This is a genomic window from Haemophilus sp. THUN1690, from assembly GCF_059704375.1.
Map to the genome: position 1 here is coordinate 976,447 of NZ_AP046582.1, position 14,448 is coordinate 990,894.

A 14,448-nucleotide genomic window follows, 5' to 3' on the forward strand; every position below is an offset into this window, starting at 1 on the left:
TTACCGCACTTTTATCTTCTGAAATTATCGTTTAAACATTCCGCCTAAACTGCCAAGACCGCCTAAGCCTCCGCCCATTAAACCTTGCATTCCACGCATCATTTTAGCCATGCCACCTTTACGCATTTTCTTCATCATACGTTGCATTTCATCGAATTGTTTAAGTAATTTATTGACATCTTGCACTTGGGTGCCAGAGCCTAATGCAATACGACGACGGCGAGATCCTTTGATAATATCTGGGTTGGCACGTTCTTTTAGAGTCATAGAGTTAATGATCGCTTCCATTTTGACAAACATTTTGTCATCTACTTGATTTTTAACATGATCAGGCAAATTTTTGGCACCCGGTAATTTCTCAAGCATAGACATCATTCCGCCCATTTTTTTCATTTCAATAAGCTGCTCGCGGAAATCATCTAAAGTGAAATCATCGCCCTTCTTGAATTTCTGCGCCATTTTTTCTGCTTTCTCACGATCAACAGAACGTTCAAGATCTTCAATCAGTGAAAGCACATCGCCCATGCCCAAAATACGGGAAGCGACACGATCAGGATGGAACGGCTCAAGTGCTTCTGTTTTCTCGCCCACACCCAAGAATTTGATTGGTTTACCTGTGATTTGACGAATCGATAACGCCGCACCACCACGAGCATCACCGTCCACTTTAGTCAAAATAACACCTGTAAGTGGCAATGCTTCATTAAAGGCTTTTGCCGTATTGGCGGCATCTTGACCAGTCATCGCATCAACAGTGAAAAGGGTTTCGATTGGATTTAACGCTGCATGGACTTGCTTGATTTCATCCATCATTTCTGTATCAACGTGTAGGCGACCTGCCGTATCCACAATCAACACATCGTAGAATTTCAGTTTTGCATCAGCAAGTGCCGCTTTAGCAATATCAACTGGATTTTGTTTAACATCCGATGGGAAAAAATCCACGCCAACGGATTGAGCCAAGGTTTCAAGTTGCTTAATCGCAGCTGGGCGATATACGTCGGCAGAAACCACTAACACTTTCTTTTTATGGCGTTCACTCAAGAATTTTGCCAATTTACCCACGCTGGTGGTTTTACCCGCACCTTGTAAACCCGCCATTAAAATAACTGCAGGTGGTTGAGTTGCTAGGTTTAAACTCTCATTCGCTTCGCCCATAGCTTTTTCAAGCTCACGCTGAACGATTTTTAAGAACTCTTGCCCCGGCGTTAAGCTTTTATTGACTTCTTCCCCAAGCGCGCTTTCTTTTACTTTTGCGATAAATTCACGTACCACAGGTAAAGCAACATCTGCTTCAAGTAATGCCATACGCACTTCGCGCAAGGTTTCTTTAATATTATCTTCCGTTAAACGGCCTTTTCCTGTGATATTACGTAAAGTTTTGGAAAGGCGATCCGATAAATTCTCAAACATGGCTAACAATCCTGTTTTTCTTAAAAAATTGCGCTGATTATACCGAAATTTAGGCGTTTTTCATCATTTCAAATGAAAATGGCTTTTTGAGTAGGCGATTTCATGAAGAAAGCATAGGATATAAGGAAAAAGAATGATTATTTAGCCAATTTCAGGTATCATTCTGCCCACTCTTGGCTATTTGAGTAGCCATTTGATTTAGCAAAATCAAATAACAGGTAAAAAGTGCGGTGAAAAATGACCGCACTTTTTGTTGATTAACAAACAAAAGGATTTTCCCTTGGACAGTATTCCCATTAGTACTTTATTTATTATTCTCATTATCTGTTTAGTTTTATCTGCATATTTTTCTGGCTCAGAAACCGGACTACTCTCTCTCAATAAATATCGTCTTCGTTTTCTCTCTGAACAAGGCAATAAAGGCGCACAAAAAGCAGAAAAGCTGCTAGAAAAGCCTGACACCTTGTTAAGCTTTATTCTTATTTTTAATAACCTTGTGAATATCAGCGCATCGGCGATTGCGACCATGATTGGTATGCGTTTATACGGTGATGCAGGCGTGGCGATTGCAACGGGTTTGCTCACTTTCGTGATGCTTGTATTTTCTGAAATTTTTCCTAAAACGGTGGCAGCGATGCACGCGGAAAAAGTCGGTTTCATTTCCAGCCATATTTTGACGGTATTACTTAAAATCTTCTATCCGCTCGTTTGGTTGATGAATATTTTTACCAAATCATTAATGCATTTGGTGGGATTAAAACCCGATATGCAAAAACAAGTAATTAGCCGTGAGGAACTTCGTAGTATCGTATCAGAAGCGGGCGAAGCGACGCCTGATGAACAACATCCACAAATGTTGCTTTCTATTTTAGATATGGAAACCGTCACCGTTGATGACATTATGGTTCCGCGCAACGAAATTGGCGGCATTGATATTGATGATGACTGGAAAGCCATTATGCGCCAGCTCAATCACGCAGCACACAACCGCGTGGTGCTTTACAAAGGTAGCCTTGATGAACAAGTGCTTGGTATTTTGCGCGTTCGTGAAGCATTCCGCTTACTGCTGGAAAAAAACGAATTTACCAAAGAAACCTTAATTCGTGCCGCTGATGAAGTGTATTTCATTCCTGAAAGCACGCCATTAAAAACCCAACTTGCGAATTTCCGTGCAAATAAAGAACGCATTGGCTTAGTTGTAGATGAATACGGCGATATTAAAGGACTTGTGACGTTGGAAGATATTTTGGAAGAAATCGTTGGCGATTTTACCACTTCCACCGCCCCAAGCATTGACGAGGAAGTAACTCAACAATCCGATGGTTCCATGATTATCGATGGCTCTGCCAACCTACGCGATCTCAACAAAATGTTTAACTGGGAATTGGATACAGAAGATGCCCGAACCTTTAATGGTTTAATCCTCGAACACTTAGAAGAAATTCCCGATGAAGGCACTGTTTGCGAAATTGATGGCTTGCAAATTACCATTCTTGAAGTGGGCGATAATATGATTAAACAAGCGAAAGTCGTCAAACTTTAATCATAAAAACTCAGACAAATTGAACCGCACTTAGAGTTAAATATCTCTCAAAGTGCGGTTTGTTTTTAAAAGGTTTTTTCAAATTTCAATACCACTTCATTCTGTTTATAGCGATATAACATTTCTACGTTACTCTGATGATTTGTATGAATAAAATTGATACTAGGCACAATATCGTAAAATTTGAATTTAGGAATGGCAAAGGTAAACAGATATTTTTGTTCATTGTCTTTTCTTGTTTTTCCTAAAAGTGCATTATAATCTTGATAATCTATTTTTCTAAAAATACCTTGCGCAGTAATATCAATTCCGCTTTCAAAACTTTTATTAATACCTATTCTTAACCCCTTTCTAGCATATTGATCAATTTTTGATTCTGTTGAAAACTTTTTCGCATAATCCAATCCACCAAATAAAATCCAATCATTTGGTAAGCTATAAACTAAAGTAGAAAAGAAAGAGAGAATTTTTCCATCTTGATAAGATAAATTACGATCTTGATATTTTTCCCATTTATATTCTGTTTGCAAAGAAAAGTATAAATTCGGATTGAAAATCTTTGAATAAGAGATATTAACCCCTTTTCTTTCGCTATACCAATGATGATAGGCTCTTGTTTTTTCAATTAAAGGATAAAGATCTAATTGATTTTTTTGATCTTTAAAACGGTATCCTAATCCAAGTGAAATATTATGTTCAGTAAATTCTGATTTTTTCGGATAAAACTCACCATAAACTAATCCTTTAAAAATAATACCTTGATTATTTAATATTTCAGTATATTTATTTAATACCGCTTCATAACTAAATCCTGTGCTTTTTTGAATAGTTGGTCTAGTTCGTGTAAATTCTAATGTGCCAAGATAAGGATTTTCGACAATTTCTTTACTAGTTTCATTACCAGATTGATTTAAATTAGAATTATAAATTGTGCCAAAAGAAAAGGAACCCTGCCAAGATTCGCGATAATCAAGTTGTGATAAATATTGGTTTACACGTGCCATTACATTTGGTTGTTGTGGCAATGCTATCTGATTAAAAAGAATTTTAGATTGATTGTTTTGCCAGTTTAGAAAATAGAGTTTAGCTAAATCTAATTTTCCGCGTGTGAAATCGGGTTCTTGTTGAACAAGTTGCTCGTAAAGTTGAATGGCTTTTTTGGTATTTCCTTGATTAAATGCAATATTCGCTTCTGCAAATAAAATCATTCCTTGTTCTGCTTGCGGAAATTGTTTATAACGGATTAATAAATGTTCAATATCATTCGTTTGTTTGTGATTAATTGCAAGAAAAAGAGCGGTCATTATCTCTTCTATATTATCACTCACATCAAATTCTTGGTTGTTTATTGTTAATGTAGTAAAGAATTTATCTTGTTGAATAAATTGTTGTTCTTGTCGTTGTTGATTTAATTGAGATTGTTGCTGTAAGCGGAAATCTTTTTCTTGATTTTCGGCAAGAACCAAAAAAGGAATAAAAAGAAAAATAAAAGGGAATTTCGACATAAAACATCCTGTTTACAATAAGGCTTGCTTTCGCAAGCCTTTTGTTTATTAAACTTAATTTTTAGTACCGCCAAAGGCTGTGTTGTATTCAGGTTTTGAAGCAAATGTTGCCATACCTGCTAAGCCTTCTGCTTTCGCACCATAGAAACGACCTTCTGATTTACCAATTACTCCTTCAGCTTTAGCTATTCCCTCAAAAGTTGCATTTGTTTTATCAATTTTACTCTCAATAGAAAGAGATAAATTAGGTTTGCTTAAATAACCACTAATACTAGCTCTTTCAAAATCAACATCAAATGTCCCCTTCATTAATCGACTATTAAAGTTTCCGTACTTATTAATACCTTCCACTGTATAAGTGGCTTTACCACTTGGTAAGGTTTTTGTTGGATCTGAACCAGCATAATAAACACTAACATTTTTAGCCGCACTTGTTGCTGCATCTACATTTTCCCATTCACCAAAATAAGTATCTTGATTTCCTACTTGCTTAAAGGATAAACGACCTAAGCCACGATGATCTGGCATAATAAGTGTTAGATTTGGCATTTTATTCATTTTAGCCACAATTACACCATTTTTATCTTTTTTCGCTACCCCTGTAAGGTGTGAAATCCATTTATCGGCACGTTCTGCCATTTTTTCAAAGGACTGTCCTTTATTATTTGCTGTTTTACTTAAGACAGCGGGATCATTAGGAATACTACTGTCATATATCTCAACGCCAGCCTTTCCATCTTTTTCTCCTGCCTTGATTTTTATATATCGAGTTTGATTTGTATCAGTTGATACATTTCCCACTACCTGTGCTTGCGCAACGCTTACTACACCACATACTACCACTGCTAAAATTGTCTTATTAATTACAGACATAGTTTTTCTCCTATTTGAGATGTTGATGTAAATGAAATTCTTTTGAATTTCACGGTTTAGAAATAATTAAAATCTTGCGGTCATACCTAATTTTATAGTTCTTCCTGGAGCTGGCATTGTTGAACGAGTAATAGGGTCAAGATAATATCGATCAGTTAAATTTGTTCCAACTAATTCAATTGTGAAATTATCATTCACCCGATAATTAATATAAGCATCAACAACTAATACTGGATTCCAGCGATTAGTTTCTCCACTTGCCCACGTAATTCCTGCCTTTCTTAATGACTTAGCGCGAGTATCCTTTACTTGAGAATGATATAACCAGCGTGATCCAAGTTCTAATTTTTCATCTAAAAAACGTAATCCTAAATTAGCTGTAATTGAATATTTTGGCAGTATAGTATTCTTTAAATACCCACTTCCATTTCCTCCATTAACACAATAAGGTATTTTTTTAGAGACTCCTTGATTTTCATCATAATTAAATATTTCAAAACTATTATCACAAAATTTATTTTTTAAATTATAAACTACGCCTAAAGTTGCGAATAAATTGCCTTGATCGTAGCGAGATTGAAATTCTATTCCTGACAAAATTCGCTTATCAAACTGTTGCAAAGTATAATTTGAATCTCTATCAAAAATATTTTTTGTCAAATTATGAAAATAGTTTAAACGAACATCAGCACGTCTAGCGTTAGGTAGAAAACCTTTTAAATCATGGACATATCCAATTTCAATATTTTTACTATGCTCAGGTTTTCTTTTATATAATGGAGTAATTGCATCAAGAGAATATCCTATAGTATCCTCAAAAATACTTGGCATACGTTTTGTTTCAGTATAGCGAGTATATAAACGAATATTATCTGTAATAAATGCAGTTATTCCAAAAGATGGAGACCAAGCGTGAGCTGTACGTTGTGCCTTTTTCATTTTTTCCCATTGCTCTAGTGTAGGTGTAATCTTGTTAATTTCTGAATTTACTCTTTTAATAACTTTTTCCATTTTTCCTGTATATGCGTTATATTGCTCTTCAGTTAATTTATCTTGAATCAATTGTTTAGCCGCTTGATTACTTTCTAAATCAAATTTACCATACGCATTTCTCTTTATAGAAAATGTTTCTTTCTTTTCTTTGTTATTATCTATAATATCTAATATCATTGAATCAATATTAACATCTTTAGGTTCCTCAGGTTTCGTTATATTATTTTCCTTTAGTTTATTTTCAACATATTCTTTTTCTTTTTTCCGATAAATCTCATAATCCTCATAATATTTGTCATTAAGAGCAAAGCCACCTTCATCATTAATATCACAGGTTCCATCTTCTTCAAGTTCACAATATTTAGTAGAATCCTTATCATCTGGCTGATTTGGTCGATACTCCTTAGTAAATTCGTATTCTTTTTTATTATAATAATCGAGAGCTTTATTATATTCTTTTCTTGATTTTTTATATTTATTATACTCATCAACCATTTCTTGTGTTATTTTATGTCTTTTTACTACTTCTAATAATATCTCTCCGCCATATTTCACATCTTCTCTCATCTTATCCTGTAATAACTTAATTAACCCATCATCTCGAGATTTATAATGAGTATATTTTGCTCCAGCATCTAAAATTAACCAATCTACTGGGTTATACTGAAAATTAAATCCTATATTTAATTCTTTTCGTTTCCCCATCCGTTCTCCACTAACATAATTTTCTATGCTATTACAATAAATTTGACTATGCTCCTTTGAACCATTTCCAAACCCACCTTCGTTAGCATTACAAAGTTTTTTTACATCCCCCAATTTTTGGGCATAAACATTAGTTGAATTTAAATCTTCCCATTTATAAGCTGCCATCACATCTAAATTTAATTTTTTATGCAACTCAAAACGGTTACTGGCATTTACACCATAATGGTTATCTTTCGCCCATTGCGCTTGGGCTTCTTGGGTATTAAATAAGCCATAAAGATTTGGCGTTTTTGTATTAGATGTATAATATTTTCTCCATTCTTCTTGTACTCGTTTCATATACTCTGATACCGCGCGTAAATAGTTTTCATTGTAGCAGGCTTCTCCAGGGTAGCAGGGGGCAGGCTTACCACTAATATTCAAACCTTTACTATTAAAATCGTTGTCCCTTGCTAAGACATCAGCTGGGGAAGCACCAGAAGTATTGGTTTTTGCTTTGTTAAACACCGCATAAGCACCAAAAGCAAAATTAATCCAGCGGTTATTTTGTGGGTTGTATTCAAAGTGAGTATCCACGGCAGTTTGTTTTACATTGGCAAGTGGCCATTGCAACACCGTGCCTTGTTGGTAACCAGTTTGCCATAAACGTGAAGGCATAATTTCTCCGTAAGTCATATCGCTATGACGCACACCGAATTTAAGTTTGGTTTCATCATTAAATTTGAATGTGGCTTTACCTAAGTAAGATTTGGATTCAAAAGAAGTATTCGGCACTTCTTTTTTCGGTGTGTATACGGTAGCAATCCAAGGAATATAAGGATCATCAGTAGTGTAATTTGAACCGAAGTTATGGATTTTGTCATAGTCCCAAATTGTCATCCCCTCACCATAATTATGCCCACCATGACCACCAGAAAAATAATTGCCTTTACTGCGATAGGCATAAGATAATAATCCTTCAAAGTGTTCATCTTTGGTCGCGACAGCTAAACGATAAGCATTGTCTTTGAAAAATTTATTACGACCTTGAGATCGTGCAGGATAGCGATCCGACGTTTTAAAATATGCTGCATATTCTCCCGCAGTTACATCTTCTGGATGTTCTAAACTCCGGTAATCGACACCAATAGAAATAGGATAACCACGTTGCTTAATAGAATTATTAGCTGTTTCAGCTTTAAATTCGATACCAAATTTTTCACCTTTTTTAATAATGTCATCAGGTTCTAATGTGCTTAAACGAATAGTGCCCGCTGCGCCACTATCTAAAGTGCGGTTCAAATTTGGGCCTTTTTCAACAGAGACACTACTAATTAAGAAAGGATCAAGATAGTTACGGTTGCTCACACCCGCAAAACCACGCCAAACAGTGATAGCTTGTTCTGTGCCATCAACTAAAACAGGAATTCTACCCTGCCCCTGTACACCACGAATATTAGGATCCAACGCACCACTATTGCGTGCATCACCACTATATACGCCCGTTGTACCTGTCAATAAATCCGCTACAGAATGTCCTTTGTAAGTTTCAATTTCTTTCTTGCTTTTATATTCGGTTACTTGGTTTTCTGAAAACATTTTATCTTTACCTGCTTCGGCTTTACTTTCAGAAGTCCCTAAAACAGAGATCGTATCAAGCTGATTTATTTGTGGGGAAGCATAGATACTTTGATGAATAAGCAAGGTGAGTGGACAGAGCATAAAGGAAAATTTATGTTTCATTTTTTAATCTCCATATCAAACAATAACAATTATCATTTAAATGTTAGTCCTGTTTTTTTGTATCAGCAAAGAAAAATTGTTTATTTTGTGATCGATGTAACAAAATTTTTCACTAAAAATTTTTTGACTTAAATCACAAGTGCGGTTCTTTTTTGCGCATTTTTCAGAAAAGATTTTTATAATTCTTTCTAGGTATATTTTGATAGAGAAGAAAGATATGGAACACGAATATCAACGGGCGGTGACTCGCGTGTGCGTACAAACGGCACTGCTCTTGTTACAACATGGGGCAGAAAGCACTGTGGTAGTGCAAATGGCGCAGCGTTTAGGCATAGCACTTGGCGTAGAAAGTGTAGAATGTGCGCTCACGGCAAATGCAGTTGTGCTAACGACCTTATCAGATAATCATTGCATTACCACCGCACGAAAAAATACAGATAAAGGCATTAATATGCAAATGGTAACAGATGTTCAGCGCATTGTGATTGCCGTTGAACATCATTTGTATGACTTAGAAATCGCACAAAGAAAATTGGACCAATTAAAACCGCTTAAATATAACCGCTGGTTAGTAGTGTTTATGATTGGCTTATCTTGTGCGGCATTCGCCCATTTATCGGGTGGCGATTGGATAATTTGTGGCATTACCTTTATTGCAGCAATCATTGCAATGTTTGTGCGACAAGAATTTTCTAAACGGCACTATAATCCCCTTATCGTCTTTTCTATCACCTCTTTTGTCGCCTCGCTGATTTCTGGAATGAGCTTAAAATATAACTTAGGTAACGATCCTCAAATTGCCTTAGCATCTAGTGTGTTATTACTTGTGCCAGGATTTCCGCTGATTAATTCTTTGGCAGATATATTAAAAGGTTATGTCAATATGGGATTAGGCCGTTGGACAATTGCGACTATTCTCACTTTTGGTGCATGTCTTGGTATTGTATTCGCTTTAAGCGTATTACATATTACAACTTGGGGGCATTAAAATGTTATTAGATATCACAATATTTATCTTGAAATTACTTGATGATATGTTATTTGCCGCAATTCCAGCTGTAGGCTTTGCTTTAGTATTTAATGTGCCACCCAAAGCCTTAAAATATTGCGCAATTTTAGCCGCACTAGGGCATGTTACACGCACATTATTACTGCATATTAATATGCCTATTGTATTTGCCACCTTCTTTGCCACTTGCGTAATTGGATTTTTAGGCGTGCATCTTTCCCATCGTTATTTAGCCCATCCCAAAGCCTTCACCGTTGCCGCAATTATCCCCATGATCCCCGGTGTTCATGCCTATAAAGCAATGATTTCAATGGTACAAATCCACCATTTCGGCTTTTCCGATGCTTTATTTGAACAAATGATTAGTTCCTTTATTAATACCAGTTTTATCCTAGGCGCAATAGTATTTGGATTAGCTTTACCAGGCTTATTGTTTTATCGACAAAAACCCGTGGTGTGACACTAAAATAGTTCAACAAAAAAACCGGCATCAGCCGGTTTTCTTTTACTATTCTTGTGATTTTTTCTTGAGATATTCATAAAGCTCATCTTTAATCCGTAATTTCTCTTTTTTCAAAGCCTCAATTTCCATATGAGTGGCGAGCTGAATATTTTCCTGCATATTCTTAATTTCATGATCTAATTCGTTGTGCTTTTCAAAAAGACGATCGAAATAAGCATCATTACTTTTAAGTTTGGTGATTAATTCTCGGTATTCGGGAAACATAGCATTGCTCCTATAGTGGTTTTAACTGATTTCAGTTTACTACATTCGCTCCAAATAAACAGAACGCAATCTTAAAAATTTGACAACGATCACAAAAATTTATTTCTCGCAAATTATCCTTTACTCTTTTGCTTTTTTATTTTTTCCTGCACCTAAAATCAGAATAGATAACAAACTAAGAATAATTCCAAAGCCAGCACCAATACCCGTTGAGGTAACATAAGGTTTCTCTGCCATCACAAGATTAGGCTGTTACACAAAATGAAATGCCACCAAATTATTATCTAAGGGTTGAACAGATTGCATCATTTTCAATTTGTTTTCCCAAGAAACATCAATTTTAGCGTCTGCAGCATTTTTCACTTGTTCGAATAACGATTTCCATTTTGTAATCAATTCATTATTTAATGTCTGAGTGCTGTGTATTTTCCTTTATTTTCAGAATCTTGCTTTTCCCTCAGCTTTTAACTGGTTTATTTCAACAACGTGCGATAGAATAAAACCGTTTTCATTTCAACGAAAAAAGTAAGGAAATACCATGATCGATCCAAATTTACTCCGTAATAATTTAGCGGAAGTCGCAGAAAAATTAAAAGTAAAACGTAACTTTATTCTTGATACAGAAAAACTCACCTCATTAGAAGAACAACGCAAGAACTTACAAGTCACTACCGAAAATTTACAAGCGGAACGTAATACTCGTTCCAAAGCCATTGGTGCTGCCAAAGCGCGTGGTGAAGATATCGCGCCATTATTAGCTGAAGTGGATAATATGGGCAATCAATTGACTGAAGCAAAAGCACAATTAGATGCGGTACTTGCGGAAATCAATCAAATTGCATTAAGTATTCCAAATCTACCAGCAGACGAAGTGCCATTAGGCAAAGATGACTCTGAAAATAAAGAAATCTTACGTTGGGGTACACCGCGTATATTTGATTTTGAAGTGAAAGATCATGTCACTTTGGGTGAAGACGCCAATGGCTTAGATTTTGCCGCAGGGGCTAAATTAGCGGGCGCGCGTTTTGCTGTAATGAAAGGTCAAATCGCTAAAATGCACCGTGCATTAGCGCAATTCATGTTAGATCTTCATACTGAACAACACGGCTATTTAGAAACCTATGTACCTTATTTAGTAAATCACGCAACACTTTACGGAACAGGTCAATTACCAAAATTCGGTGAAGATTTATTCCATACTTTAGCCTTAGAAGGCGAACAACCTTACGCATTAATTCCAACCGCAGAAGTGCCTGTTACTAATTTAGTGCGTGATGTAATTATTGATGAAGCAGAATTACCAATAAAAATGACCGCACATACGCCATGTTTCCGTTCAGAAGCAGGTTCTTACGGTCGTGATACTCGCGGTTTAATTCGTATGCACCAATTTGATAAAGTGGAAATGGTACAAATCGTTGATCCAGATAAATCAATGGAAGCACTTGAAGAGTTAACAGGTCATGCTGAAAAAGTATTGCAATTATTAAATTTACCATACCGCAAAGTTTTACTTTGCACAGGGGATATGGGCTTTGGTTCTTGCAAAACTTACGACTTAGAAGTTTGGGTGCCTGCACAAAATACTTATCGCGAAATTTCTTCTTGCTCAAATATGTGGGATTTCCAAGCTCGCCGTATGCAAGCACGTTGTAAAGCAAAAGGCGATAAGAAAACCCGCTTAGTACACACCTTAAATGGTTCTGGCTTAGCGGTTGGTCGTACTTTAGTGGCTGTACTTGAAAACTATCAAAATGCGGATGGATCAATCACCGTGCCAGAAGTGCTACGTCCATATATGGGCGGATTAGAAGTTATCGGCAAATAATCCTTCTAGAAGATAAAAAAGCGTGGATTTTAAAATTTCCACGCTTTTTTATTAAGCTATTTCAACGACGACATCGGATTCTGATTTAGGGTTTAACTCCCCCACTTCATATAAATCAATGCCCGTATCTTTAGCTATTTCAATGACCGCTTGAACGCTATTAGGCTCAACTGCCACTAATAAACCGCCTGATGTTTGAGGATCGCACAAAATCGCTTTTTGTTCTTCCGTTAATGCGCCAACTTTATGTCCATAACTTTCAAAATTACGCCCTATTCCACCGGGTACGCAACCTTGAGCAATATAATCTTTTACACCGTCCAAGGTTTTAATTTTGTCCGAAAAAACTACCGCACTTAGATTTGAACCTTCACAGATTTCAATTAAATGACCAAGTAAACCAAATCCTGTGACATCCGTCATTGCGGTAACGCCATCCACTTGGGAAAATTGGCTGCCAATGGAATTCATTTGGCACATAGCAGCAGTGGCTAAACCTTGATGTTCTGGCTTAAGTTTTCCTTTTTTCTCCGCCGTCGTCAAAATACCAATACCAAGCGGTTTCGTCATATAAAGCTTACAACCTGATTTTGCAGACGCATTACGTTTCACTTTTTCAGTATCAATCACGCCTGTCACGGCTAAACCAAAAATAGGTTCAGGCGAATCAATGGAATGCCCCCCCGCCAAAGCAATACCCGCTTGATGGCAAGCAAAACGCCCACCATCAACAATTTTCTGTGCAACTTCTGCAGGTAATACATTGGTTGGAAAACCTAAAATGGCGATTCCCATAATCGGCTTACCGCCCATAGCAAAAATATCACTAATGGCATTGGTTGCGGCAATTCGTCCAAAATCAAAAGGATCATCTACAATCGGCATGAAAAAATCAGTGGTACTGATAATTGCAGTTCCATTACCAAGATCATACACCGCTGCATCGTCTGCGGTTTCATTGCCGACGAGCAAATTTGGATCATAAAATTTTTCCAGTTCTGAATGTAAAATTGTCCCTAACACCTTAGGCGAAATTTTACAACCTCAACCCGCACCATGGCTGTATTGCGTCAGCCGAATTTTTTCTTCCATTTCTTATTTACCTTATTGAATATCCGTTTTCGAGAATATGACTTTCAAACCCTATTCTTAATCATAAAGATCTTCGCCATCCTTCCTTGTACGCAATAATTGCAAAATCCAAACATATTGCTCTGGCGCTGGCGTAACAAAAGATTCTATTTCTTCGTTCATTGCTCGGGCTGATTGTTCAGGATCATCACTTAAATTCATTGCAGGATGAATTTCCATTTCATATTTGCCCGTTTCAGCGTTATAACGAGGAAACATTGGAATGACAACGGCTTTAGAAAGTTTTGCCATTTTATTTAATCCCGGCAATGTCGCTTTATAAGTTCCAAAGAAATCAACAAATACGCTTTGCTCGGCTCCAAAATCTTCATCGGGTAAGTAATAACCCATTTCACCTTTACGAACATGATTTAAAAAAGGTTTAATACCATTTTGGCGCGCATGCATTTTTCCGCCGAAACGTTGGCGTGTAATCGTCCAAAGCCAATCCACCAATGGATTACGGTGTGGATTATACATAGAAGTCATTGGCATGCCTTGAGTGTGCAAAATAATGCCCGAGGCATCAATCGCCCAGCCATGTGGCACCATAAGAATAATATTCTTGCCTTCAGCTTTTGCCTGTTCGATATGTTCAAGACCGATAAATTTGCTACGTTTTTGCAAATGTTTCTTTGAACGGATAGCAATCTCACCAATACCAAACATAACTTGTGCAACAACCGCAAACATTTTATCAATGACTTGCTCACGTTGTTGCTCAGTCCAATGAGGGAAACAATATCGCAAGTTAGTTTGTGCACGCGTACGCTGTTTCTTTGCTTTATGCCCAATCCAAATACCTAATTTCCCCGCCAATTTATCGCGCAGACGAAAAGGCACAAATGCTAACAACAATAAAAAGAAAATACCGAGCCAAATTCCCCAATAGTGAGGCTTTAAATACGACCATGAAAAGTGTGCTTCATAGCCCACCCTCGCCGTCAAACGTAAATTTTGTTGATTATCTGACATAATAAAATGTAATTAATTTTA

The 14,448-nt window shown here is 36.6% G+C and carries 12 protein-coding genes; 4 read left to right on the forward strand and 8 right to left on the reverse strand.

Annotation, left to right across the window (positions count from 1 at the left end; all coding sequences use genetic code 11):
- Positions 1–24 precede the first annotated feature (24 nt).
- Positions 25–1,413, reverse strand: coding sequence for a signal recognition particle protein (ffh, locus tag AC6H22_RS04550; protein WP_118817041.1), 1,389 nt, complete (start codon positions 1,411–1,413; stop codon positions 25–27).
- Positions 1,414–1,693: 280 nt separating this feature from the next.
- On the opposite strand from ffh, the gene AC6H22_RS04555 reads away from it, so the two are divergent.
- Positions 1,694–2,956 carry an HlyC/CorC family transporter gene (locus tag AC6H22_RS04555; protein ID WP_118817042.1) on the forward strand — a complete coding sequence of 421 codons (1,263 nt, stop codon included), beginning with the start codon at positions 1,694–1,696 and terminating at the stop codon, positions 2,954–2,956.
- Between the two features lie 65 nt (positions 2,957–3,021).
- On the opposite strand, the gene AC6H22_RS04560 is transcribed toward AC6H22_RS04555, so the two are convergent.
- The 3 genes from AC6H22_RS04560 to AC6H22_RS04570 form a co-directional block, all read right to left on the reverse strand.
- Entirely contained in the window at positions 3,022–4,461 is a 1,440-nt protein-coding gene (locus tag AC6H22_RS04560; RefSeq protein ID WP_118817043.1) for a porin family protein, read from the reverse strand.
- A gap of 54 nt (positions 4,462–4,515) precedes the next feature.
- Positions 4,516–5,334: a hemophilin gene (locus tag AC6H22_RS04565; RefSeq protein WP_005626879.1), complete on the reverse strand. Its 819-nt coding sequence runs from the start codon at positions 5,332–5,334 to the stop codon at positions 4,516–4,518.
- Positions 5,335–5,400: 66 nt separating this feature from the next.
- Positions 5,401–8,757 carry a TonB-dependent receptor domain-containing protein gene (locus AC6H22_RS04570; protein WP_118817044.1) on the reverse strand — a complete coding sequence of 1,119 codons (3,357 nt, stop codon included), beginning with the start codon at positions 8,755–8,757 and terminating at the stop codon, positions 5,401–5,403.
- A 217-nt stretch (positions 8,758–8,974) separates the two neighbouring features.
- On the opposite strand from AC6H22_RS04570, the gene AC6H22_RS04575 reads away from it, so the two are divergent.
- Positions 8,975–9,745: a threonine/serine exporter family protein gene (locus AC6H22_RS04575; RefSeq protein ID WP_032825681.1), complete on the forward strand. Its 771-nt coding sequence runs from the start codon at positions 8,975–8,977 to the stop codon at positions 9,743–9,745.
- A 1-nt stretch (position 9,746) separates the two neighbouring features.
- Positions 9,747–10,226, forward strand: a complete 480-nt coding sequence (locus AC6H22_RS04580) for a threonine/serine exporter family protein (protein WP_005628250.1) — start codon at positions 9,747–9,749, stop codon at positions 10,224–10,226.
- A gap of 48 nt (positions 10,227–10,274) precedes the next feature.
- On the opposite strand, the gene AC6H22_RS04585 is transcribed toward AC6H22_RS04580, so the two are convergent.
- Both AC6H22_RS04585 and AC6H22_RS04590 read right to left on the reverse strand, forming a co-directional pair.
- A complete protein-coding gene (locus AC6H22_RS04585; RefSeq protein ID WP_005628252.1) occupies positions 10,275–10,493 on the reverse strand; it encodes an HP1242/YdcH family protein in 219 nt (72 codons plus the stop codon).
- A 252-nt stretch (positions 10,494–10,745) separates the two neighbouring features.
- A complete protein-coding gene (locus AC6H22_RS04590) occupies positions 10,746–10,889 on the reverse strand; it encodes a hypothetical protein (RefSeq protein WP_239994370.1) in 144 nt (47 codons plus the stop codon).
- A 142-nt stretch (positions 10,890–11,031) separates the two neighbouring features.
- Between AC6H22_RS04590 and serS the strand changes: the two genes are divergently transcribed.
- Positions 11,032–12,321 carry a serine--tRNA ligase gene (serS, locus tag AC6H22_RS04595; protein ID WP_005628254.1) on the forward strand — a complete coding sequence of 430 codons (1,290 nt, stop codon included), beginning with the start codon at positions 11,032–11,034 and terminating at the stop codon, positions 12,319–12,321.
- Between the two features lie 51 nt (positions 12,322–12,372).
- On the opposite strand, the gene selD is transcribed toward serS, so the two are convergent.
- Both selD and lpxM read right to left on the reverse strand, forming a co-directional pair.
- Positions 12,373–13,413: a selenide, water dikinase SelD gene (gene selD / locus AC6H22_RS04600; protein ID WP_497515443.1), complete on the reverse strand. Its 1,041-nt coding sequence runs from the start codon at positions 13,411–13,413 to the stop codon at positions 12,373–12,375.
- Positions 13,414–13,470: 57 nt separating this feature from the next.
- A complete protein-coding gene (gene lpxM, locus AC6H22_RS04605) occupies positions 13,471–14,427 on the reverse strand; it encodes a lauroyl-Kdo(2)-lipid IV(A) myristoyltransferase (RefSeq protein ID WP_118817046.1) in 957 nt (318 codons plus the stop codon).
- Positions 14,428–14,448: the final 21 nt, after the last annotated feature.